At 40.8% G+C, this 23,571-nt stretch carries 19 protein-coding genes and 1 pseudogene; 16 read left to right on the top strand and 4 right to left on the bottom strand.

Translation table 11 applies throughout. The features are described 5' to 3' along the window. The first annotated feature begins 17 nt into the window (after nt 1-17). The 3 genes from lldR to dld all read left to right on the top strand — a co-directional run bounded on the left by lldR (nt 18) and on the right by dld (nt 3,916). Nucleotides 18-770 carry a transcriptional regulator LldR gene (lldR, locus tag F928_RS21455; RefSeq protein WP_005079603.1) on the top strand — a complete coding sequence of 251 codons (753 nt, stop codon included), beginning with the start codon at nt 18-20 and terminating at the stop codon, nt 768-770. After that, the gene (lldD, locus tag F928_RS21450; protein WP_005079601.1) at nt 767-1,918 is read left to right on the top strand and encodes an FMN-dependent L-lactate dehydrogenase LldD; all 1,152 of its coding nucleotides are present in this window, start codon (nt 767-769) and stop codon (nt 1,916-1,918) included. The genes lldR and lldD overlap by 4 nt, the downstream gene beginning before the upstream one ends. Nucleotides 1,919-2,209: 291 nt before the next feature. Beyond that, nucleotides 2,210-3,916 (top strand): D-lactate dehydrogenase, encoded by a 1,707-nt coding sequence (gene dld, locus F928_RS21445; protein ID WP_005079599.1) that lies wholly within the window; start codon nt 2,210-2,212, stop codon nt 3,914-3,916. 48 nt (nt 3,917-3,964) lie between these two features. Here the strand turns inward: dld and tyrB are convergent, their stop codons facing one another. After that, the gene (gene tyrB / locus F928_RS21440) at nt 3,965-5,179 is read right to left on the bottom strand and encodes an amino acid aminotransferase (RefSeq protein WP_005079597.1); all 1,215 of its coding nucleotides are present in this window, start codon (nt 5,177-5,179) and stop codon (nt 3,965-3,967) included. A 335-nt stretch (nt 5,180-5,514) separates the two neighbouring features. Then, nucleotides 5,515-5,649: pseudogene (locus F928_RS22305) on the bottom strand (hypothetical protein). Nucleotides 5,650-5,694: 45 nt separating this feature from the next. On the opposite strand from F928_RS22305, the gene ydhC reads away from it, so the two are divergent. The 8 genes from ydhC (at nt 5,695) to F928_RS21405 (ending at nt 15,022) form a co-directional block, all read left to right on the top strand. Continuing rightward, nucleotides 5,695-6,405 carry a GntR family transcriptional regulator gene (gene ydhC, locus F928_RS21435; RefSeq protein WP_002050495.1) on the top strand — a complete coding sequence of 237 codons (711 nt, stop codon included), beginning with the start codon at nt 5,695-5,697 and terminating at the stop codon, nt 6,403-6,405. After that, nucleotides 6,398-7,282: a methylisocitrate lyase gene (gene prpB, locus F928_RS21430; protein ID WP_005071840.1), complete on the top strand. Its 885-nt coding sequence runs from the start codon at nt 6,398-6,400 to the stop codon at nt 7,280-7,282. Before ydhC ends, prpB begins: the two co-directional genes overlap by 8 nt. 269 nt (nt 7,283-7,551) lie before the next feature. Beyond that, nucleotides 7,552-8,709: a bifunctional 2-methylcitrate synthase/citrate synthase gene (prpC, locus tag F928_RS21425; RefSeq protein ID WP_005079594.1), complete on the top strand. Its 1,158-nt coding sequence runs from the start codon at nt 7,552-7,554 to the stop codon at nt 8,707-8,709. Continuing rightward, the gene (gene acnD, locus F928_RS21420; RefSeq protein ID WP_005079591.1) at nt 8,709-11,315 is read left to right on the top strand and encodes a Fe/S-dependent 2-methylisocitrate dehydratase AcnD; all 2,607 of its coding nucleotides are present in this window, start codon (nt 8,709-8,711) and stop codon (nt 11,313-11,315) included. The genes prpC and acnD overlap by 1 nt, the downstream gene beginning before the upstream one ends. An 83-nt stretch (nt 11,316-11,398) precedes the next feature. Next, complete coding sequence (locus F928_RS21415) at nt 11,399-12,958, top strand: DUF4365 domain-containing protein (protein ID WP_005079588.1); 1,560 nt, start codon at nt 11,399-11,401, stop codon at nt 12,956-12,958. 327 nt (nt 12,959-13,285) lie between these two features. Further along, nucleotides 13,286-13,420, top strand: coding sequence for a zinc ribbon-containing protein (locus tag F928_RS22565; protein ID WP_001983336.1), 135 nt, complete (start codon nt 13,286-13,288; stop codon nt 13,418-13,420). Nucleotides 13,421-13,543: 123 nt separating this feature from the next. After that, nucleotides 13,544-14,119, top strand: coding sequence for a DUF4126 domain-containing protein (locus F928_RS21410; protein ID WP_005079585.1), 576 nt, complete (start codon nt 13,544-13,546; stop codon nt 14,117-14,119). Between the two features lie 393 nt (nt 14,120-14,512). After that, nucleotides 14,513-15,022, top strand: coding sequence for a GNAT family N-acetyltransferase (locus tag F928_RS21405; protein ID WP_005079583.1), 510 nt, complete (start codon nt 14,513-14,515; stop codon nt 15,020-15,022). A 365-nt stretch (nt 15,023-15,387) separates the two neighbouring features. On the opposite strand, the gene F928_RS21400 is transcribed toward F928_RS21405, so the two are convergent. Next, nucleotides 15,388-15,672 carry a hypothetical protein gene (locus F928_RS21400; RefSeq protein ID WP_005079581.1) on the bottom strand — a complete coding sequence of 95 codons (285 nt, stop codon included), beginning with the start codon at nt 15,670-15,672 and terminating at the stop codon, nt 15,388-15,390. A 410-nt stretch (nt 15,673-16,082) separates the two neighbouring features. On the opposite strand from F928_RS21400, the gene F928_RS22810 reads away from it, so the two are divergent. Then, nucleotides 16,083-16,592: a helix-turn-helix domain-containing protein gene (locus F928_RS22810; protein ID WP_002120495.1), complete on the top strand. Its 510-nt coding sequence runs from the start codon at nt 16,083-16,085 to the stop codon at nt 16,590-16,592. A gap of 5 nt (nt 16,593-16,597) precedes the next feature. Beyond that, complete coding sequence (locus F928_RS22805; RefSeq protein ID WP_106405999.1) at nt 16,598-17,467, top strand: IS3 family transposase; 870 nt, start codon at nt 16,598-16,600, stop codon at nt 17,465-17,467. 330 nt (nt 17,468-17,797) lie between these two features. On the opposite strand, the gene F928_RS21385 is transcribed toward F928_RS22805, so the two are convergent. After that, nucleotides 17,798-18,490 (bottom strand): tetratricopeptide repeat protein, encoded by a 693-nt coding sequence (locus tag F928_RS21385; RefSeq protein ID WP_005079579.1) that lies wholly within the window; start codon nt 18,488-18,490, stop codon nt 17,798-17,800. Nucleotides 18,491-18,751: 261 nt separating this feature from the next. Here F928_RS21385 and F928_RS21380 point away from each other — a divergent pair, with 261 nt between their 5' ends. Genes F928_RS21380 through F928_RS21370 form a run of 3 tightly spaced genes read left to right on the top strand, consistent with a single transcriptional unit; the run spans nt 18,752 to nt 23,565 of the window. Beyond that, complete coding sequence (locus tag F928_RS21380) at nt 18,752-21,565, top strand: type VI secretion system Vgr family protein (protein WP_005079577.1); 2,814 nt, start codon at nt 18,752-18,754, stop codon at nt 21,563-21,565. Further along, the gene (locus F928_RS21375; RefSeq protein ID WP_005079574.1) at nt 21,558-22,652 is read left to right on the top strand and encodes a DUF2515 family protein; all 1,095 of its coding nucleotides are present in this window, start codon (nt 21,558-21,560) and stop codon (nt 22,650-22,652) included. The genes F928_RS21380 and F928_RS21375 overlap by 8 nt, the downstream gene beginning before the upstream one ends. A 25-nt stretch (nt 22,653-22,677) precedes the next feature. After that, nucleotides 22,678-23,565, top strand: a complete 888-nt coding sequence (locus F928_RS21370; protein ID WP_005804793.1) for a hypothetical protein — start codon at nt 22,678-22,680, stop codon at nt 23,563-23,565. The last annotated feature ends 6 nt before the right edge of the window (nt 23,566-23,571 follow it).

Below are 23,571 nucleotides of genomic sequence, written 5' to 3'. Positions count from 1 at the left end.
CCAGTGAAGGAAACGCGATGAGAATCTCCGATCAAGTGGTCATGAAATTGCAGGCATTAATTGAAGAGCGTCACATGAAAAAAGGTGATCGTTTGCCTGCCGAGCGCCAGCTTGCAACTAGCTTAGGAGTTTCTCGTCCGTCTTTGCGCGAAGCAATTCAACAGCTCAATAGTCAAGGGATACTCAGTAGCCGCCGTGGCGATGGGACTTATATTCAGCAGTTACCTGAACAGTGGCCACAGCAACTGATTGTGAACCCGATTAGCAACCTGATTGAAGAAGATCCACTCTACCGTTTTGATGTGCAAGAGGCGCGGTTATTACTTGAGGGTGGCACTGCTTGGTATGCCGCATTACGCTCAACACCTGAAGATCGCGCCAAAATCCATCATTATTTTAATGAAATTAGTCGCCATCAAAATGCAGGTGACTCAGCCCAGGCTGCGGTGGCCGATGCTGAATTCCACTTAGCGATTGCTGAAGCATCTCACAATGTGGTGCTGATTCAGATGATGCGCAGCTTGTTTGATTTGCTGCAATACAACGTCTTGTTAGGACGTAAAAAAGTTTATAACGACCCCGTAAATGGTGACTTGCTAAGCGAGCAACATTTTCAGGTGATGGATGCTATTGATCGTAAAGATCCCGAGGCCGCACGCCAAGCTGTCTGCGGTCATATTGAATTTGTGATTAATCATGTGCGTTCTCTGGATGAAGATGAAGCTCGCCAGAAACGTGCAAATCGTTTAAATAGAGTTGATTCAAAATGATTATTTCTTCTGGCAATGATTATCGTGCTGCGGCACAACGTCGCTTACCACCATTTTTATTTCATTACATTGATGGTGGAGCGTATTCAGAATATACCTTAAAGCGTAACGTACAAGATTTGTCAGAAATTGCATTGCGTCAACGTGTGCTGAATGACATGTCCGCGTTAAGTTTAGAGACAAAACTGTTTAATGAAACGCTGTCGATGCCAGTTGCTTTGGCGCCTGTGGGTTTAACAGGTATGTATGCACGCCGTGGTGAAGTGCAAGCCGCAATGGCAGCCGATAAAAAGGGCATTCCATTTACGCTTTCAACAGTTTCTGTCTGTCCGATTGAAGAAGTTGCACCTGCAATTAACCGCCCAATGTGGTTCCAGCTTTATGTATTACGTGACCGTGGTTTTATGCGTAATGCTTTGGAACGTGCAAAAGCGGCAGGCTGTTCAACACTGGTATTTACCGTAGATATGCCTGTGCCGGGTGCACGTTACCGTGACGCCCACTCGGGTATGAGTGGACCAAATGCTGCGATGCGTCGTTATATGCAGTCTATGTTCCATCCGCATTGGTCATGGAATGTTGGCCTAATGGGACGCCCGCATGACTTGGGTAATATCTCTAAATATTTAGGTAAACCGACTGGGCTTGAAGACTATATTGGCTGGTTAGGCTCGAACTTTGACCCATCAATTTCATGGAAAGATCTTGAGTGGATTCGTGAGTTTTGGGATGGCCCAATGGTGATTAAAGGTATTTTAGACCCTGAAGATGCCAAAGATGCCGTGCGTTTTGGTGCAGATGGGATTGTGGTATCAAATCACGGTGGTCGTCAGTTAGATGGTGTGATGTCGTCTGCTCGTGCATTGCCTGCAATTGCCGATGCCGTCAAAGGTGATTTAGCGATTTTGGCTGACTCAGGCATTCGTAATGGCCTGGATGTGGTGCGTATGTTGGCACTCGGTGCAGATACGGTTTTACTTGGCCGTGCGTTTGTTTATGCCTTGGCAGCAGCAGGTGGACAAGGGGTCTCGAACTTACTTGATTTGATCGATAAAGAAATGCGTGTTGCGATGACCTTAACGGGTGCTAAGTCGATTTCGGATATTAATGCGGATTGTTTAGTACAGGCGATTAAACAAGGACTTTAAGACATGGTAAGTAAAGCAATAAGCACAGCCTCAAAATTTGGTGATTTGCTGATGTTTTACGTATAGGCATTTGTCACTTTTGAAAGGTCAAAAGTAACCAAAAACCTTTTGTTGAGCAAACCGTACTTCCTTGTACGGTTGCTCAACAGGCGGCATCCATGCCGCCACCACGATAGTAAATATAGGGCTGATTCACATTAGAGAATGAGCTAATTAAATTATAAATTACAAACGGTAAGATCCCGTCGTGTTGGTCTAATTTGATAAATGGATGACCAAAAGGAAACCATCATGCAAACATTTTCTCCTCAAGCAGTGATTGACCGTTTACAAAACATTGTAGGGCGTTCGCATGTTTTGACCGATGATCAAAGCACGCGTCAGTACCGTCAAGGCCGTCGTTTTGGTGAGGGGAAAGTACTTGCTGTAGTGGTGCCGGGGACCTTGCTAGAGCAATGGCAAGTGTTGCAGGCTGCAATTGAGGCGGACTGTATTGTCATTATGCAGGCAGCAAATACAGGACTCACTGGCGGTTCAACCCCATATGGCGATGACTATGATCGTCCTGTTTTGGTCATGAGTACGCGCCGATTAAAGGGCATTCAGGTCATTCATGACGGTAAGCAAGTGATCTGCTTACCGGGTGCGACCTTAGATAATTTAGAGCAAATTTTAAAGGGCTACGACCGTGAACCTCATTCGGTGATTGGTTCATCTTGTATTGGGGCATCAGTACTAGGCGGTGTTTGTAATAACTCGGGCGGTGCATTGGTACGTCGTGGACCGGCGTATACTGAACTGGCGTTATATGCTCAGGTCAATGCTGCTGGTCAATTAAAACTGGTGAACCATTTAGGGGTGAATTTAGGTTCGACACCCGAAGAAATTTTGACTCGTTTAGAGAAGCAGCAATATCAAGCCGTAGATATTCTAGATGACAGCGAAAAACAGGCATCGGACCATCGCTATGCCCACGATGTGACCCAAGTTGATGAAGATACACCTGCTCGTTTTAATGCAGACCCGTCACGTTTGTTTGAAGCATCGGGTTCGGCAGGTAAAGTTTGTGTGTTTGCCGTGCGCCTTGATACCTATGAAAAAGTAGAAAGTAATGTCTTTTATATTGGTACTAATGATGCTGATGATTTAACAGCCATTCGCCGTTATTTACTGACCTCACTGCCAAGCTTGCCGATTGCAGGTGAGTATATTCACCGAGATGCTTATTTAATTGGTGAAAAGTACGGAAAAGACACGTTCTTATTTATTGAAAAATTTGGCACAGCCAATGTTCCAAAAGCTTTTGCGATGAAAGATAAAGTCGATGGCTTTTTAGAAAGATTTAAAATTAAAGGCTTAACGGATCATATTTTACAAGCGATTACGTTCTTTTTACCGAGTCATTTGCCGAAGCGTATGACCGAATATCGAGACCGTTACGAGCACCATTTAGTACTACGCGTTGAAAATAATTCAAAAGCACAGACCGAGCAGTTTCTAAAAGAATATTTTGCGGTGCATCAGTCAGGTCACTATTTCGTATGTAGTGAAGAGGAAGGCCGAAAGGCGTTCTTGCACCGCTTTGCGATTGCGGGGGCGGCAATTCGTTATCGTGATACGCACCGTAGTGAAGTTGAAGATATTGTGGCGCTTGATATTGCTCTACGCCGTAATGACCGTGAATGGGTAGAGCAACTACCAGCCGAGATGGAAAATAAAATCATCCATAAACTTTATTATGGGCATTTCTTTTGTCATGTGTTCCATCAAGACTATATTCTTAAAAAGGGCAATGACCCGTTAGAAATGGAACACCAAATGTGGAAGTTACTCGATGCGCGCCGTGCTGAATATCCGGCAGAGCATAATGTCGGGCATCTCTACATTGCCAAACCTGCATTAGCCAATTTCTATCAAAAACTTGACCCAACCAATAGCTTTAATGTGGGTATTGGACATACCTCAAAACTGAAATATTGGGGCAAAGCTAAATCGTAATATTGAGACATAAAAAAAGGCGCCGAAGCGCCTTTTTTAATAGATGTATTATGCCGCTTCTGTTGATTTAGCAAGCACTTCTGCAACTGCTTTAGCAACAGTGTAAACATTGTTCATGTTTAAACCTGCTACACAAATACGGCCACTACGTACTAAGTAGATTGCATATTCTTCACGCAAGATATCAACTTGCTCAGCAGTTAAACCTGTGTAACTGAACATACCTTTTTGGTTTACAAGGTAGCTAAAGTCACGGTCTGGTAATGCTTTAGTCAGTTCGTCTTTCAAGATGCTACGCATTTTGATAATACGCTCACGCATCTCTTTTACTTCACCTTGCCATTGTTGGTTAAGTTCAGCGTCATTTAACACTTCATCAACTAACCAAGCGCCTGTAGTAGGAGGGCTAGAGTAAATACGGCGTACAGTCGCTTTTAACTGACCGAATGTACACTGAGCAGCTTCTGCATCGTCACATACGAAAGTTAAGCCGCCAACGCGTTCGCCATATAAAGAGAAGATTTTAGAGAAAGAGTTGCTCACAATGAAGTTTAGACCCGCTTGGTCTAAAGCACGAATTGCATACGCATCTTCTTCCATACCGTCACCAAAACCTTGGTAAGCGATGTCTAGGAATGGAATAAGGTTACGGTCTTTTAATGCTGCAATCACTTGGTCCCATTGTGCTGGGTTTAAGTCAGCACCAGTTGGGTTATGGCAGCATGGGTGCAATAACACAATGCTTTGCTCAGGCAAAGTTTTAAGTGTAGAAAGCATACCGTCAAAATCTACACCACGCGTTTCGTTATCGAAATATGGGTAGAAATGAGTTTTGATACCAGCGCCATTGAAAATCGCAACGTGGTTATCCCAAGTTGGTTGGCTTACCCAAACGTCTGAATTTGGGAAATAAGTTTTTAAAAAATCTGCACCAACTTTTAATGCACCTGAACCACCAAGTGTTTGGATGGTTACAGCACGGCCAGCTTTAACTGCCGGGCTGTTTGCACCAAATAAAAGTGCTTGAATTGCTTCACGGTAAGGTTTGAAGCCTTCCATTGGCAAATAAAGTTTGGTTTTACCGTTTTTAGGCTCAATACGCTTTTGCGCCTCGATAATGGTCTCTAACTGAGGAACAATGCTGTCTTCGTTATAATAAAGACCAATACTCAAGTTCACTTTTCCAGAACGAGTGTCAGCATTGAACTGTTCCATTAAAGAGAGAATTGGATCGCCTGCGTATGGGGGGATATGTTGAAACATCAAAAAAGTCCTTTCATTCAACAATATGCATAGTGCTGGGTTTTTTCTGTCTCGAAAAATACGCCACAACTATGTCGATGCTCAATAATGTATCAATAAAGCTACCGTGAAGCACCTGATAATTTCACTAATATCGATATTTTCTGGATGAAAATGATAAAAAGATTTAAAAGAAATTACGGTAAATAGAAACTAATTTCTAACTCATGCTTTCATTCAAGCAGATTGTCTACAATCTTGCTGTAATACATTGGTTGTAGACTAAAGTTTGAAACAAAAGATTAGAGGTCGAAAAGCAACTAAAAAAGTATCATAAATTTATAGGTAAAATAATATTAAATATCTGTTTTATAAAGACTAATTTGTAAGTGGTTTAATGCTTTAAATATAAGGTGATATAAGCGGTCAGGCTATAAAAATTGACCTGATGCGTTCTGTAAAGTGTCAACAATCACCTTGATTTTTTTCATTCATACCGCTATAAAACTCATAATTGATTAAAAATTGTCGACAATATGCAAGATTTGACCTACGCACCAGAGCCATTACAAAGTCAGGGAAGAACACTGACCGAGCATGTATTTAAACAAATACAGACGGCGATTGTTTTGGGTCAAATTCCGGCAGGTAGCAAGATTTCTGAGCCTGAGCTGGCACGCACTTATGGAATTAGCCGTGGGCCATTACGTGAAGCGATTCATCGCCTTGAAGGGCAACGTTTGGTTGAGCGTACTGCACACGTGGGTGCGCGCGTGGTTTCGCTTTCACTGCAACAGTTTAAAGAGCTTTACCAGATTCGTGCGTCTTTAGAAGGTTTGGCTTGCAAACTTGCGGCACAGCATATTGATAAAAAGCAAATTTTGGCGCTACGTGATGTATTACGTATGCATGCCGAAGATGAAAACTTTAAAGCAGGTAAGGGATATTACTTGCAAGAAGGGCAGGACGATTTTCACTACTGCATTATCAAAAGTAGTGGCAATAAAACGCTAGAAAAAATGCTATGTGATGAGCTTTATCACCTCATCCGTATGTACCGAATTCAATTTTCAAACACACCCGATCGACCTAGCAAAGCTTGGGACGAACATATCCGTATTTTAGATGCAATTGCAGAAGGTGATGGTGAACTTGCCGAGCTGCTCATGCATCGACATATCAATGCTTCTTACAAAATTATTGAGCAAACACTGCTACAAGCACAAGGAGAACATAACAATGGCTAAACAATCCGCAGGTCAGCTATTTCGCGATGCAGTAGCCCAAGAAAAGCCATTACAAGTGGTTGGAACCATCAATGCCAATCATGCACTTTTGGCAAAACGTGCAGGTTATAAAGCGATTTACTTATCAGGTGGTGGTGTAGCAGCTGGTTCTTTAGGCTTACCTGATTTGGGAATCAGTAACCTTGATGATGTGTTGACAGACGTACGCCGTATTACTGATGTATGTGATCTTCCGTTATTGGTCGATGCGGACACAGGTTTTGGTGCTTCTGCATTTAACATTGCCCGTACGACAAAAGCACTCATCAAGTTTGGTGCTGCGGCAATGCACATTGAAGACCAAGTGGGCGCAAAACGTTGTGGTCACCGTCCGAACAAAGCCATTGTGACTCAAGAAGAAATGGTTGACCGTATTAAAGCTGCGGTTGATGCGCGTGGTGATGACAGCTTCGTGATTATGGCACGTACCGACGCATTGGCAGTAGATGGCTTACAAGCTGCAATTGACCGTGCGGGTGCCTACATCGAAGCGGGCGCAGACATGTTGTTCCCTGAAGCAATTACTGAGCTTGATATGTACAAGCAATTTGCTCAGAAGACTGGCGCACCGATTTTAGCAAACATCACAGAGTTTGGTTCTACACCACTGTTTACCACTGAAGAGTTAGCATCTGCCGATGTAAGCCTTGCGCTTTATCCGCTTTCTGCTTTCCGTGCCATGAACAAGGCAGCCGAAACTGTGTATGAAACCTTACGTAAAGAAGGCACGCAAAAGAACGTGATTGATATTATGCAAACGCGTAAAGAGCTATATGAACGCATTAATTACTATGCGTTTGAAGACTACTTAGACAACGCATTTGCTAAAAAGAAGTAATAAATTAAAAAGTTGATTAATTGGAATCTGATACTCGGAGGCGTCATCTGCAACTGTTTGAGGCAGGACTACATTTTTTAAAATTGATTCTGCGATAGATAGGATATTCGATGGTTGTGGACGAGTTTTGCAGATGACAATCGTTTTGCCTACTTTTCCCGAAAGAAAAGTAGGTCGAACCGAAGGTTAATCCTGAAATAAGAAGTGAAAATGGTACGACTCCGTCGTGCTTAATAAATAAATTCAGATAGATAGGAAAGGACAATCTTATGAGCTCAAATGAAACAACAACAGGCTTCAAACCAAAAAAATCAGTTGCACTTAGCGGACAAGTTGCAGGCAACACAGCACTTTGTACCGTAGGACGTAGCGGTAACGACTTGCACTACCGTGGCTATGACATTCTTGACCTTGCAGCAGGTAGCCAGTTTGAAGAAGTTGCTCACTTGCTCGTACATGGCAAATTACCAAACAAAGCTGAACTCAAAGCCTATAAAGCAAAATTAAAAGCACTTCGTGGCTTACCAGCAGCGCTTAAAACAGCACTTGAACAATTACCACCGTCTGCACACCCAATGGACGTGATGCGTACAGGTGTTTCAGTGCTAGGTTGTTTAACACCAGAACACGAAGACCACAACGAAGCGGGCGCAAAAGACATTGCTGATAAATTAATGGCATGCCTAGGCTCAATGCTGCTTTATTGGTATCACTTCAGCAATAACGGTCGTCGTATTGAAGTTGAAACAGATGACGACTCAATTGCAGCGCATTTCTTACATTTGCTTCATGGCGAAAAACCATCTGAAGAATGGATTCAAGCAATGCATACCTCTCTTATTTTGTATGCTGAGCATGAGTTCAACGCATCTACATTTACCTCACGTGTGGTTGCAGGTACAGGTTCTGACATGTACTCGGCAATTACAGGCGGTATTGGTGCACTTCGCGGACCTAAGCACGGTGGTGCAAACGAAGTTGCATTCGTGATTCAACAACGTTACGACAACGCAGACGAAGCAGAAGCTGACATCCGTAAACGTGTTGAAAATAAAGAAGTTGTGATCGGTTTTGGTCACCCTGTCTATACAGTTTCTGACCCACGTAACGAAGTGATCAAGAAAGTTGCGCACGACTTGGCACAAGCGCAAGAAAACACCAAAATGTACCTCATCGCTGAGCGTTTAGAAGCAGTGATGAAAGAAGTGAAAAACATGTTCCCGAACCTCGACTGGTTCAGTGCGGTGAGCTATCACTTGATGGGTGTTCCAACTGCAATGTTTACACCGTTATTCGTAATTGCACGTACAGCAGGTTGGTCAGCGCACGTGATTGAACAACGCCAAGATGGCAAAATCATTCGTCCAAGCGCGAACTACACAGGCCCTGAAAACCTCGAATTTAAACCATTGGCGGAGCGTGGTTAATGAACACAAAATACCGTAAACCGCTGGCAGGAACCCAGCTTGAATATTACGACGTGCGTCAGGCCGTTGAAGATATTCAGCCAGGCGCATACGAAAAACTGCCTTACACCTCTAAAGTACTCGCTGAGCAATTGGTACGCCGTGCCGATGCCGAGAACTTAACTGCTTATTTAACACAGTTGATTGAACGCCGTCAGGACTTGGACTTTCCTTGGTATCCTGCGCGCGTAGTGTGTCATGACATCTTGGGTCAAACTGCTTTGGTTGACCTTGCAGGTTTACGTGATGCGATTGCTGACAAAGGCGGTGACCCATCTAAAGTCAACCCAGTTGTGCCGACTCAGCTGATTGTTGACCACTCTTTAGCGGTGGAATACGGTGGTGCTGACCCAGACGCTTTTGCAAAAAACCGTGCTGTTGAAGACCGCCGTAACGAAGACCGTTTCCACTTTATTGAGTGGACCAAAACAGCATTTAAAAATGTCGATGTGATCCCTGCGGGGAACGGCATTATGCACCAGATTAACCTAGAGAAAATGTCTCCGGTGATTCAGGCGCGTGATGGCGTAGCATTCCCAGACACATGCGTAGGTACAGACTCACACACGCCACATACAGACGCTTTAGGCGTAATTTCTGTGGGTGTTGGTGGCTTAGAAGCTGAAAACATAATGTTAGGCCGTGCATCTTGGATGCGTCTGCCAGACATTATTGGTGTTGAGTTTGTAGGTCAGCGTCAGGCAGGCATTACTGCAACGGATATCGTACTTGCTTTAACTGAATTCTTGCGTAAAGAGCGCGTAGTGGGTGCTTACCTTGAGTTCTTTGGTGAAGGTGCTGACAGCATGTCTGTGGGCGACCGTGCAACCATTTCGAACATGACTCCAGAATATGGTGCTACGGCTGCGATGTTCTACATCGACCAAAACACAATCGACTACTTACGCCTAACAGGCCGTGAAGATACTCAAGTGGCATTGGTTGAACAGTACGCAAAAGAAATCGGCCTTTGGGCATCTGACATGACCAAAGCAGAGTACCCACGTGTACTTCGTTTTGACCTATCGACAGTCACACGTAACATTGCTGGCCCATCAAACCCACATGCACGTGTTTCAACTGCCGACCTAAAAGAGAAAGGCATTGCGGGTGTCGTTGAAAACCGTTCTGATGGCTTAATGCCAGATGGTGCAATCATTATTGCTGCCATTACTTCATGTACCAATACTTCTAACCCACGTAACACTGTGGCGGCAGGTTTATTGGCACGTAAGGCAAATGAGCTAGGTTTAGTTCGTAAACCTTGGGTGAAATCATCATTTGCACCGGGTTCAAAAGCAGCTGCACTTTACCTTGAAGAAGCAGGCGTTCTAAAAGACTTAGAGCAACTTGGTTTTGGTATTGTGGCTTATGCTTGTACAACGTGTAACGGTATGTCGGGTGCGTTAGATCCGGTTATTCAACAAGAAATTATTGACCGTGACTTGTACGCAACAGCAGTACTGTCTGGTAACCGTAACTTCGATGGCCGTATCCATCCATATGCAAAACAGGCGTTCTTGGCATCTCCACCATTAGTTGTGGCATATGCAATTGCAGGTACGATCCGTTTCGACATCGAAAAAGATGCGTTAGGTCATGACAAAGACGGTAACCCGATTTACCTCAAAGACATCTGGCCATCTGATGCTGAAATTGATGCGCTAGTTAAAGAAGCTGTGAAGCCTGAACAGTTCCGTAAAGTCTACATTCCAATGTTTGACTTGGGCGAAGTTGAGCAAGCGAAGAGCCCACTTTACGACTGGCGTCCGCAAAGTACTTACATCCGCCGTCCACCATATTGGGAAGGGGCGTTGGCTGCACCACGTACTTTGGCGAACATGCGTCCACTTGCGATTTTGGGTGACAACATCACCACTGACCACTTGTCGCCTTCAAATGCGATTTTGATGGACTCGGCTGCGGGTGAATACCTTCACAAAATGGGCGTACCAGAAGAAGACTTCAACTCATACGCAACGCACCGTGGTGACCATTTGACTGCACAACGTGCAACATTTGCCAACCCGAAACTGTATAACGAAATGGTGGTTCGCTCAGACGGCACCATTAAGCAAGGTTCAAAAGCGCGTGTAGAGCCAGAAGGCGAAGTAATGCGTATGTGGGAAGCGATTGAAACCTACATGAACCGTAAGCAACCGTTAATTATTATTGCGGGTGCTGACTACGGTCAGGGTTCAAGCCGTGACTGGGCTGCAAAAGGTGTACGCCTTGCTGGTGTTGAAGCGATTGTGGCAGAAGGTTTTGAGCGTATTCACCGTACCAACTTGGTGGGTATGGGCGTGTTACCACTTGAGTTTAAACCGGGTGTAAACCGCAAGACGTTAAAACTAGATGGCACAGAGCTTTATAGCGTGATTGGTAATATCGCGCCGCGTTCGACTTTAACTTTAGTGATTGAACGTGCTACAGCGGATGGTAAAGAAGAGATTCTTGAAGTGCCTGTGACTTGCCGTTTAGATACAGAAGAAGAAGTTTCTGTATATGAAGCGGGCGGTGTATTACAGCGTTTTGCGCAAGACTTTTTAGAAGGCCAAGTGGCTTAATTTAGTCTATAGCTGATTGAAAATTATTCAAAAGAACCCTATCTTGATGATGGGGTTTTTTTATAGCTTATATTTGAGTGTATATGCGAGATTTAGGACAATTAGGTGAAAGCACCTTTGCAATGTGGTGTGCTCAAGTTGGATTAATTGCTAATGGTTCGGCAATTGATAAAACAGGATGGGACTACTATGTAGAATTCCCAATATCTTCAAATATAACTACTCATGAATTACATAAATCAGCTTTTGAATGTAAAGTTCAAGTTAAAGCAACAGATAAAAAGGATAGAAAACTCGCTATTACAGTATCAAATCTTAGACGGATGGCAACTGTGCAAATGCCAGCATTTTACGTTTTTCTAGAATTTGATGGGAAGAATGAAGCACAAAATGCATTTGTTTTACATATAGATAATGAGTTGGTTTATAAAATTCTTAAAAGAGTTCATCAAATAGAACAAAGTGAAAAAAATAAGGATTTAAATAAAAAGACAATTACTCTTACTTATAGTGAACAGCACAGACTTGAAAAATTAGATGGGGAAAATCTAAAACAAAATTTGTTGAAATATATCGGTGAAAACTATTCTGATTACATAGCTAGTAAAAATAAATATTTACAAGAGTGTGGTTTTGAGGATGGGTATGGAACAGTTCAATTTTCCCTTGAAGGTGAAGAGGGTATTCAGAGAATCATTGATGTTTCTTTAGGATTAGAAGAGGATTTAGATGTCCAAAACTTAGTTAATATTGAAAAGCGATTTGGTATCCCATCTAAAAAGTCGAATTTTGAAATACCTAAAGCAAAACTAAGTTTGAGTGTGCAACCACCAAAAAAAGGAAAAATTAGATTTAAAGAAGATAGTCTCTCTACTGGCTTAGTTTTTGATATAGATTTTTATAACTCACCTTTTAGTTTTAATGAGTTTAGGAAATTTTCAAAATTTCGAGTTGTTGGCGATTTCTTTGATATGACTTTTGAGCCATATAAAAAACAATCTAATTATAAGTTTAACTTAGGTGACGATAGGAGATTTGAGTTAAAGAAACTAAAAGATGCTATTGGCTTAATTGAATTGATGAGCAGAGATAACCAAGAATTCATTATTGAACTAATCATAGAAAATTTTGAAACTGTAGTTTCTTCATCTAAAAGTAAATTTATAAAAAGAGAGCTAAGTATATTTGATGATCTATTGAACAAGGCATTAGAAATATGTTTTCAAAGCAAAATTTATGATGAAATATTTATTTCTATTCAGGAGTTATATAATTATAGAGAAGAAATTGAACAGTTCCATACTATAATTACTAAAACAAATAAGTGTGATTTTAGAGTCGAGTGTGAGGTAGACAGTAATCACATATTCGAATTTGAGAAAACAAGTTTGACTTCGGCTATATTTTGCAGATTAGGTAGTCATGCCATAGGAGCAATTCTAACAATTATTGGTAAACCTGAGAAAATATCAAAAAATAAATTTAGGATTGATAAAGGTGAACTAATGATAGATAGAACTCTTATATTTACTCGAAGTAATGAAAATATTAATGAAGAAATTAGTAGAGTAATACAAAATACGATAAGTAAATATGCAGATGAATACGATGTTTTCTATAACTGGGATACAGATGTTGTATAAAATAAAAACATAAAAAAAGCCCGACATCCTGTCGGGCTTTTTCGTATTTGGTTGCTAGATATGACTCCTGTCGTATCTCACGCTCCTGGTGCTTGAACCTATTATTGTTGTTTTGTGTTCCGGAACATCCTGTTCCTGTATGAGTTCATATTAGAAAAAAAGCAGAGGATAGCCAATCGGCTAAATCCCTAAATCTATGTAAGATAAATCGTACAAATAACATTTTTTGCATTTATGCCATCATCATCGGGCGAAATGGACAATTGACATTCACTTTAAGTGGGTTATATTCCTGTTTAATATATATACGATTATAGGAATGTAATCATGGTAACAGCTGGCGAAAAACCCGGAACAGGCTTCTACTTCTGTGCTCAGTGCGGACATAGAGTGTTTTTAGAAATTAATACCGACCCTTTACCACCTTGCACGAAATGCTACTGCACGCAATTTAAACGTTAAGAATGAAATAATATTTGCGTTCGCATTTAACAAAAAGCCCTGTCACCTGATGGGGCTTTTTTGTTAATTTAAAAATAAGACTTACATAACAAGACCCGTGATGGGCATGAAAAGGAAACCGTTATGGAAACAATATTGGGTTTATGTATTGGCTTGGGGCTGAGCGCTGCCTGCGGTTTTCGCGTGTTTGTGCCGCTACTGGTTATGAGCATTGCAACCATGATGGGATGGTTTGAACCATCAAAAGGTTTTGAATGGTTAGCTCTGCCATCGGTGTGTTTAGCTTTAGGTGTGGCAACGGTGTGTGAAGTTGCAGCCTACTATATTCCGTGGGTCGATAATGCCTTAGACACAGTCGCGACTCCTGCGGCGATGATTGCGGGTACATTAGCGACAATGGCGGTGAGTAGCGGAGAAATGTCTCAGTTTGCCAGTTGGGCGGCAGCGATTATTGTGGGCGGTGGTACGGCAGGTGTGGTGCAAATGAGTACCGTTGCTGCACGCGGTGTTTCAACTGCAACTACGGGTGGTTTAGGGAATTTTGTCGTTGCGACAGGTGAGTGGATTGGAGCGATCTTACTTTCGGTTTCGGCCATGTTAGTGCCTGCACTTGTTGCGGTAGTAGTGCTGATTGCGATTATTTTAGCGGTACGTTGGATCCGCCATAAAAAGCAAGAACAGGCGCATAGTCCTCTATAGGCTTAGCATAAACATATTTTTAAACAGCAATAAAAAAAGCCCAACATCCTGTTGGGCTTTTTCGTATTTGGGTACTAGATATGACTCCTGTCGTATCTCAAGCTCCTGGTGCTTGAACCTATTATTGTTGTTTTATGTTCCGGAACATCCTGTTCCTGTATGAACTCATCATAGGAAAAAAGAAGGAAGTCGCCAATCCGCAAAATCCCTAAAAGTTTGTAGGATAAAACGTACATTGAAACATGGTGTGAGGCGTTTTGTAGTTACAGAGGGGGCTTACTTTTATACCTAATCATTTAAGATGTTGAGAAGTATAAGAGTTGCTATTGATAACAATATGTTATGTTTAAGTTTGGTTGTAAAAAGAACAATTTTATCGGGAGTAATCAATAAATGACCGTTATGTTGGTAAAACCTCATTTAAGGTTTAAAGAGAGCTATAACAACTATATTAATGAATTGGCAGATGAAGATCGTCACCCTTTGACAACGGAGTTTGACCATACAAATTTTGAATCATTTTTGAATAAACTGAGAGATTATGAAAATGGGGAATCCCTAGAAGAAGGGCATGTTCCCAACATTACATATTGGTTAGTAGAGGATAATGAAATTATTGGCGCGTCTAACTTGCGACTTAAACTCAATGAACAGATTGAATATTGTGGTGGACATATTGGTTTAGGTATTCGTCCTTCTAAACGTGGACAGAATTTTGGCTCGAAATTGTTAGAGCTTACAATTCAGGAGGCATGGAAGCTAGGCCTAACGGAGTTACATATACATTGTTATAAATCTAATTTAGCTTCTGCAAAAACTATTCAAGCAAACAATGGTCGTCTTGATTCCGAAATTACTCTCAACCAAGTAGTTCAAAGGTATGTTGTGCATAAAACAATATAAGAATTTTCTTTAAGTTGTTTTTAAATGAACATAAAAAAAGCCCGACATCCTGTCGAGCTTTTTCGTATTTGGTTGCTAGATATGACTCCTGTCGTATCTCACGCTCCTGGTGCATGAACCTATTATTGTTGTTTTGTGTTCCGGAACATCCTGTTCCTGTATGAGTTCATATTAGGAAAAAAGCAGGGTGTCGCCAATCCGCAAAATCCTTAAAAGCTTGTAGGAAAAAACGTACAAGATCGCTTTCGATATATATTATTTTGAATTCAACTTTAGGCCCCTGTGCCGCAACAGACTTTAATCTTTTGCGCTGATTTAAAGTAATAAACCATTGCAACACAGAGATAAAGAGCTAAGCCAAACGCTTAGCCCAGACTACTTTTGTCACACCGCTGCATGACGCTAAAGAAAGTAGGGGCAAAGTCCCGTGGGAGAACAGGACTTTGCAAACTGACATGTTTAAGCTGCTGCATGAGCTTAGGGGAGTAGGTTTGTTCAAGTCGCTGATAAATACATCCACAACTGGTCTTAGTGTGTCCACCCGACAGGCAAATTTTTTCAAACTCCTGCTGAGTATGTAAGTTACAACCCGAAATTCCCAAGCTCGCTACAACCAAACTTAAAGCCATAATAGATTTATAAATTGTCATATTATTCTCATAATGATTTATATCTATGAGTAGAATAAAAATATAATTTGTTTTAAGGCTTAAAATAATTTTTGGGTAATAGTTAATCCTCCAATGTATGTAGGAAAATAAAATAATTAAATTTTTAAAATAAAAATAATTTATAAATTTAAAAACTAGGCAATAAAAAACCTAAATTTTAAATAAATAAAATGATTAAGCAGGAGAGGGAATAAGTTTGAAAAGTGTCATGGTCAACTCCTTATAATTTATGGAGTCCTACCACCAGATTACCGCGAATTAATTTATGGTGGTAGAACGAAAGGGGGTTGACAGACTGGACTCGTAGAACCAGCACGCACGGGGCGTCCCCCTCCCGTCCTGAACTGCACCCCATAAGTTAGACTTTTAAAACTTATGAGGTGTGCTCTATGCCAATTCCGAAGCATTCAAAAGAGTTAAAATTAAAAGTCATTCAAGCTTATTTAGAGGGAAGTAAAGGATATAAAATCCTTTCACAAGAATTTAATGTAGATCTCCAAACCATCCGCTTATGGATTGAAAACTATAAGGCACAAGGTGAAGATGGCCTGAATGTTAAAACTAAAAAAACCTACTACTCTTCCGAATTTAAAATCAAGGCTGTACAAATGCTTCTTGATAAGATACCGGTAAGAGAAGTTAGAAGACGGTTAAATCTGAGCGGGACGTCAATTTTAAGAAGGTGGCTAGCTCAGTATCATAAAGAAGGGATTGCTGGGTTTAATACCACGAGGATTTATACCAATATGCTTAAACAAGATAAAACTAAAATAACCAAGTCTGTAAAAGATGACAAAGATAAATCTCAGCAGGAGCTCATTGATGAAGTGACCGCTTTACGAGCAGAGGTTGCCTTTTTAAAAAAGCTAAAAGCCTTAAAACTGAAGCAACGTACCTAAATTCAATTTCTACTGCAGACAGTGTTCAAGTTATTTCAGAATTAAGGCAAATTTATCCATTAAAGCTCTTACTCAGTATTGCCAAGATCGCTCGTAGTACTTATTTCTATCACATGAAAGCTGTACGCTCTAAGGATAAATATACTGAGTTAAAACAGCAGATCAAGTCCATATATCACAAGCATAAGGGATGCTATGGCTATCGTAGAATTACTCTTGCTCTGAAAAGTACAGGAATAATAATCAACCATAAATGTGTATATCGTCTTATGAAAACTATGGGACTTAAATCACGTATCAGAGCACTAAAATATCGCTCATATAAAAGTGGTTGTGTCGGGATGGTGGCCGATAACATTATGCAACGGCAATTTAAAGCGAACCGTCCCAACCAGAAATGGGCAACTGATGTGACGGAATTTAATGTTAACGGTGAAAAACTTTATCTATCACCAATTATAGATTTATTTAATGGGGAAATTATTACCTTCCGGATCCAACGTAAACTCAATTATGAGTTAGTGAAAGATATGCTCATTCATGCTTTAGCTAAACTTAAGCGACATGAGAAACCAATTCTCCATTCAGATCAAGGATGGCAATATCAAATGGCTCATTATCAACAGCAATTAAAGCAACATGGTTTAATTCAAAGTATGTCTCGTAAAGGAAATTGCTTAGATAATGCTGTAATAGAAAGCTTCTTTGGAATATTAAAATCGGAGTGCTTTCATGGTGAAAAATTTCAATCAACTGATGAGTTAGAGAAAACTATACGAGAGTACATTCATTATTATAATCATGAGAGAATCAAGGTGAAGCTACAAGGTTTATCCCCTGTACAATATAGAAACCAGTTTTTAAAAACTGCTTAACTAACTGTCCAACTTTATGGGGTCAGATCATCCTACCGCAAAGAAAAGGGGACGCAAGGGTCTAACGAATTATAGTAGAACTATAACCCGCTACGAGTTACGGTCTGTCAAAACCGTCTGGCAATGTAGGCCAGCAACGAGATAATAATCGGTGATTTTAATTACGTCAATTTAATGTTTAAAATATTTTTGATTTAATAATAAAACTAAATGTATTTTTAAAATAATAGGATTAATATTTATATTTAATTAGAAAAAATAAATAATAAAATAATCTTATTAATAATAGGGTTCAGTATCTTATAAATAAAATATTATAGAGATAGCTGCCTATTCTAAACTTTTAAGCATTTCTTTAGCATCCGAATCACCTGCATCGGCAGCGTGCTGAAACCATTTCTTTGCCAGTTGTAGGTTTTTCGGTGTGCCTTCACCATTTAAATACATCTGGGCCAAGTTGTACTGAGCATCGCTTTCATTGTGCTCAGCCGCTTTGGTGTACCACTTAAGTGCTTGCTCATCGCTTTGTGAGACGCCGTGACCTTTTTTATATAGATGAGCTAAATTATATTCTGCGGGTGGGTAGCCTTGCTTGGCAGCACGACTAAACCATTCAAACGCCTTTCCATAATCTTGCGCAGTTCCTTCACCTCTGTCATATAACACCCCTAAGTTATATTGTGCTTTCGCATGGTCCTTGGCCGCAGCCTTAGTAAAATAATCAAAAGCGCGCTTGGCATCTTTTTCGACGCCCGTGCCTGTGTAATACATCATCCCTAAACTATATTTTGCCCCCATACTTCCATTTTGATCAGCCACAGTTAGCCATTTAAACGCTTGCTCATAGTTTTTAACAACGCCTTGTTCGCCACTTAAAAGCATCATCCCCAGATGATATTGAGCAACGGATTGTCCTTGTTCTGCACGATATTGAATATCGGCCACGCTCGGTTCAGCAAATGCTGAAGAATGAAGAGAGAAAATCATCGTAAATATATAAAAAGTAGTATTTTTTATTTTCATATCTCATCCTGCATTTTATTAATTTGAGTAGTTGTTTTCTTCAATATCTATTTGAATATAAAAGAAAAATATTAAATATATTTGGTTGGTTTATAGTGCTTTAAAATGATCTGATTTTACGGTTTAAATACCTATTTAATAAAAAATTAACCTAAAACTGCATATTTAGACTAGTTACATTTTGAAAATGAGTATAGATAGACAGATTAGTCTTTTTTTAATTAAAATGCGGCCTAAATATAAGTTTGATTGATAATAAAAATGCAGATGAGTGTGTCGAGTATATTGGAGCGTTTAGGCCTTGTTTCACAAAATCGCGCTGTTCATATCCAATTCTCAAATCAGTCTTTAAATCAGCAAGTTTTCTTGCAACGCATTGAGGGTGAACATACCCTCAATCAAGGTAGCGTTGCTGAGTTACTGTGTCTATCGACAAACGCACATATTGCATTAAAACAATTTATTGGCTGTCAGGTTGCCGTAGATCAAGTCACCGATACAGGCCAGTTCTTTAGAACCACGGGCATTATTACCGAAGCGAGCCAAGGGCAAAGCGACGGCTCACTCACCATTTATAACCTCACCTTAAAAGACCCAACTGCACTCTGGCATAAACGCCGTAATAGCCGCGTGTTTATGAACAAAAGCGTGCGCGATATTAGCGAAATTCTATTTAAAGAATGGCAGGGGAAAAGCCCGTTATTTGCCGCAAGCTTAACACTCGACACATCTGGCTTAACCAAAGACTATGATGTGCGTCCATTTGTGATGCAGTCAAACGAAAGCGATTATGACTTTTTAACCCGTTTATGGCGTAGTGAAGGCATTAACTGGTTGGTCGATGAATCGCAACTTTTTGTCACTGACCCGAATGCTTCCATTCAGCCACAAGTGTTACGTTTAATTGACGATAACCAAAATTATCAGGCGCTTGAACGCCGTAGTCTCCGCTACCAACGCAGCAGTGCGACAGAACAGTTCGACACCATTACCCAAGTCACGGCTGAACGCCGCTTACAACCGACTTCTGTTCATGTGCAACGCTGGCAAGCCGATGCCCTCCAGCAAGAAGAAGGCAGTGGCAGCGTACAAGGTAAACAGCAGCACAGCGAACACTATGACAATGCTAGCCTAAACCTTGAAGATGCATGGCATGTTAGCCCCGCTTGGATGCAGGACTTAAACGGTGAAGACCAAGCCACTGCTTCAGGCAATGGCCAGATTGAACAGCTTAACCAGCACATTAATGCTTACCATCACCTGAGTTCTAAACAATTTACCGTTTCAGGTAACATCCGTGATGCACAGGTGGGTTACTGGTTTGAACTCAATGACCATCCAGAACTCGACCAACATGACAGTGCCGATAAAGAATTCTTAATTTTAAGCAAGCACTACTACAACCAGAATAATTTACCAAAAGAATTACAACAGCAACTTGAGCGTCTGTTGCCCAAAGACAAACTCAACGCAGCCGAACTCGACAACCAAAACCCTGAGCAGCGCCACTTTGCTGAACTGAACGTTGTTCGACGCAACATTAAAGCTGTCCCTGAATATAGCCCGCTAGAACACCGACCAGCCGCTTACCCGCAGCGCGCTAAAGTGGTGGGACTAGAAGGCGAAAGCATCCATGTCGACCAGTGGGGGCGCATTAAAGTCCGTTTCTTGTTTACCCGAACTGACGACCATAGCCATGACGGTGGAGCTGGAAGTAACGACAATGACACTGACTCCGCTTGGGTCGATGTACTGACTCCATGGGCAGGCGCAGGTTATGGCGCACGCTTCTTGCCACGTGTTGGTGAGATCGTGGTGATCGACTTCTTTGACGGTAACATTGACCGCCCATTTGTAGTCGGACGTATTCATGAAGCCGAACGTCACCCAACGCAGTTTGACCAAAAAGGCCAGCTACCTGACACTAAAAAACTCAGCGGCATCCGCTCAGAAGAAGTCGACGGTAAAGGCTTTAACCAGCTACGTTTTGATGACACCACAGGGCAAATCAGTGCCCAGCTACAAAGTAGTCATGCGGCAAGCCAGCTCAACTTGGGTAACTTAAGCCATCCAAAAGATAAGGCGGAGAGTGAAGGTCGTGGTGAAGGCTTCGAACTAAGAACAGACCAGTGGGGCGCAGTAAGAGCTGGCAGTGGTTTACTCGTTAGTACCCACAAACAGGATCAAGCTCAAGGTGTACACCTTGATGCAAATGAGGCTAAGCAACAAATAGAAGGCGGCCTCAACAATGCCAAGGCACTCAGTGAAGTTGCTAAAAATCAGCAAACTGACCCGTTAGAAAATTTAGAAAACTTAAAATCTTTTATTGAAAAACTTGAGCAGCAAGACAACGCAAAAGCCAAAACCTTTAAAGAAGCGATTATGCTGCTGGCAAGTCCGAATAGTGTCGCGTTGAGTAGTAACGAAGACATTCACTTAACCGCAGATGGGCAGCTAAACCAAACTGCTGGAGACAGCATTAATCTGTCTACCCAAAAGAACCTGATTGCACATGCCCAAAATAAAATTAGTCTTTTTGCAGCTCAAGAAGGGGCAAGACTCTATGCAGGCAAAGGCAAAGTTGAGATACAAGCGCAAGGCGATGGAGCAGATTTGATTGCCCGTAAAGCTGTTCAGGTGATTTCGACTGAAGACAAAATCGAAGCGACCGCAGCCAAAGAAATTGTACTCACCGCAGGCGGTTCTCAAGTCAAAATTACCGGTTCGGGCATTTTTATGACTACGAGCGGCAAGTTTGAGGTGAAGGCTGGACAGCATTTGTTTAAAGGAGGAGCTGAAGTAGGCATGAACCTTCAAGGGTTACCTGCTTATGAAGCCTATAATGAGAGGTTCAAGATGTTATTACCTTCAGGTGAACCACTTTCATTTGTTGATTACAAGATATCTTCTGAAGGTAAAGAAATTTTTGCTAACTCAGATAAGAAAGGTCAAACCAAAGAAATACATAGCCCTAAAGAACAGGGGCTTAAGCTCGATTTGTTATGGTTGGATCTAGAAACAGTAGATGAAGCCGAAGTTTGGGTAGATCCAGCGCAAGGAAGTAAAAATGTCTAACAGTTTAGATTGGAACAGTAAAACGAACATAAGTGAACATAGTTGTAAGGATGCTCACTGTGACTGTTTGACATTTTGGGAAATATATCAGCAAGAAGCGATCAAGAGATTATCTAATTTACAAAGAGCGAATAACTATAAACTTGAGCCAGGATATGAGGCAAGAGCAAGAAGAATTGCCTCTGTATATGCCAAAATATTTTTAGAAATAGAGCTCGGTGGGAATAAAAATCTACTAGGACGATATTATTGGATGGGCTTAGGAGCCTTTGCCTCAAAAACAGTTGCAACTATATTCAAGCATTGGGGGAGTCTGCTTGGCTATAATGTCGGTGTACAAGAGGCTATAAATCTTTTTGCTCGTGGCAATTTGTGGTTGTTTATGGATATTGCTCCTTGGCATTTAGCTTGGAGTGTATCTTCGGAATCTTTTAAGAGTTGTAAAGATACACGAGATACAAGTACATTCAAATTTGTTAAGCCAGCATTAATGAATTTGCCATGGTCATCGTGTTTACCTAGTATTAAAAATTTAAAAGCGACAAAAGAAATTAGAAAGGCTTTTGCTCTATTACCTGAAATTGAGAAAGCTTTTGCGAATGAAAAAAGTGAACAAAAAAAATTTAAAATTGCTAAAGATGATTTATTTGCGCATTTAATGTTTATTGCTGTACAGGAGCAACATAATATTCTTCAAGTTGTTGTTTGGGAAAATACATCAGTTAAATTTGGCGCGTGGATGCAACGTTGGTTTATAGGTATGCCAGATGCCACACTTGTTCTATCAAGTGATTATAGTGTAGACGCGGTAAAAAAGAATTGGTTTGGTAATTATACAGGTAGTAAAGCTGATCAATTAGTAGAGCTAAAAGAGGATGTCTATATTGCTCCTCTCAAGGATACGATTGCTGAAGATTATGATAGTCGTATGAAATGGATTGGTAAAGCAGCTGAAAAATATCACCGTTTAATGCTTGATGAAAAAGGTCGGCCATTTTTACAACAAGAATTGAAAACCATTTCTAAATGGGGAAATAGTAAAGCCGATTTTAAAATACATTCAAGTAGTAATGAAGGGAAGGTGTGATGTTAGACAAGGCTGGAAACTTATCATGAAAAACTATTTATCTTTATTTATCTGCATTATTACATGCATCTTTTTAACTTCTTGTAAGCCCGCAAATAATACTACCCAAGGAAATAAGTCGATGAACCAAAATCAAGATGTAATAGCCCTTCATTTTGGTGAACAAGGCATGCAGGATTTTAGTAAAAATAGTACTACGCCAGTTGATCGTCAGCCTGCAGGGATGAATTTTTTATCATTAGATTGGACTCCACCAAAACTAGGTCGAGTACGTGTGATTACTGAAAAGAGTAATTTAGAAATTGAAAATGTGATCAGTGTGCTAGGTACACAAGTAGCTCGACGAAGCAATGATGGTATTCAAATCATGGACATTAATGCTAGCTTACATCCAAATGAATATACCACGAGCCAAGAAGCCTATACTGCTTATACTAAATTAGTACATCAGATTAATGACAAACAATGGAAGCAATATTTTTTACCTTTTAGTGCTCGAATTGATAAGCAAGATAATTTTAAGCATATGAATGAAACGATGGGTAAGGTTATCGATCCGACTTATGTATTAAGTTTTAAAGAATGGCAGGACATTTTATCGAAAACAAATAGACTCGTATTTAACTTATACAATGGTGATGCAGAATTAAGTATTAGCCTTCAACAAACGTATCAAGATGATAAAAAAGAACAGTATATGGTGAGGTATAGCTTTGAGAACTTTAAATATGCAGGACGAAATGCTATATCTGATACAGATAAGATGAATTCAGAGCAGTTAAAGCAAGCATTTGAAACTGAAGTTGCCAATAATAAGAAAGCCCGTAAAACTGAAGAAAATAATATGAAAAAAGAGGGTTACCATATAGATGAGAGCTATATAGACCCAGATATTTGGCCTTATGTGCAATAAGCTGTA

The organism is Acinetobacter pittii ATCC 19004 = CIP 70.29, from assembly GCF_000369045.1.
In the GTDB taxonomy this organism is placed as follows: domain Bacteria; phylum Pseudomonadota; class Gammaproteobacteria; order Pseudomonadales; family Moraxellaceae; genus Acinetobacter; species Acinetobacter pittii.
The sequence above is the reverse complement of the archived record's forward strand: the minus strand, read 5'-3'. Positions and strand labels throughout refer to the sequence as shown.

Coding starts and splice junctions, on each gene's coding strand:
- lldR (WP_005079603.1), top strand. CDS start 18: ATGAGAATCTCCGATCAAGTGGTCATGAAATTGCAGGCATTAATTGAA.
- lldD (WP_005079601.1), top strand. CDS start 767: ATGATTATTTCTTCTGGCAATGATTATCGTGCTGCGGCACAACGTCGC.
- dld (WP_005079599.1), top strand. CDS start 2,210: ATGCAAACATTTTCTCCTCAAGCAGTGATTGACCGTTTACAAAACATT.
- tyrB (WP_005079597.1), bottom strand. CDS start 5,179: ATGTTTCAACATATCCCCCCATACGCAGGCGATCCAATTCTCTCTTTA.
- ydhC (WP_002050495.1), top strand. CDS start 5,695: ATGCAAGATTTGACCTACGCACCAGAGCCATTACAAAGTCAGGGAAGA.
- prpB (WP_005071840.1), top strand. CDS start 6,398: ATGGCTAAACAATCCGCAGGTCAGCTATTTCGCGATGCAGTAGCCCAA.
- prpC (WP_005079594.1), top strand. CDS start 7,552: ATGAGCTCAAATGAAACAACAACAGGCTTCAAACCAAAAAAATCAGTT.
- acnD (WP_005079591.1), top strand. CDS start 8,709: ATGAACACAAAATACCGTAAACCGCTGGCAGGAACCCAGCTTGAATAT.
- F928_RS21415 (WP_005079588.1), top strand. CDS start 11,399: ATGCGAGATTTAGGACAATTAGGTGAAAGCACCTTTGCAATGTGGTGT.
- F928_RS22565 (WP_001983336.1), top strand. CDS start 13,286: ATGGTAACAGCTGGCGAAAAACCCGGAACAGGCTTCTACTTCTGTGCT.
- F928_RS21410 (WP_005079585.1), top strand. CDS start 13,544: ATGGAAACAATATTGGGTTTATGTATTGGCTTGGGGCTGAGCGCTGCC.
- F928_RS21405 (WP_005079583.1), top strand. CDS start 14,513: ATGACCGTTATGTTGGTAAAACCTCATTTAAGGTTTAAAGAGAGCTAT.
- F928_RS21400 (WP_005079581.1), bottom strand. CDS start 15,672: ATGACAATTTATAAATCTATTATGGCTTTAAGTTTGGTTGTAGCGAGC.
- F928_RS22810 (WP_002120495.1), top strand. CDS start 16,083: ATGCCAATTCCGAAGCATTCAAAAGAGTTAAAATTAAAAGTCATTCAA.
- F928_RS21385 (WP_005079579.1), bottom strand. CDS start 18,490: ATGAAAATAAAAAATACTACTTTTTATATATTTACGATGATTTTCTCT.
- F928_RS21380 (WP_005079577.1), top strand. CDS start 18,752: ATGCAGATGAGTGTGTCGAGTATATTGGAGCGTTTAGGCCTTGTTTCA.
- F928_RS21375 (WP_005079574.1), top strand. CDS start 21,558: ATGTCTAACAGTTTAGATTGGAACAGTAAAACGAACATAAGTGAACAT.
- F928_RS21370 (WP_005804793.1), top strand. CDS start 22,678: ATGAAAAACTATTTATCTTTATTTATCTGCATTATTACATGCATCTTT.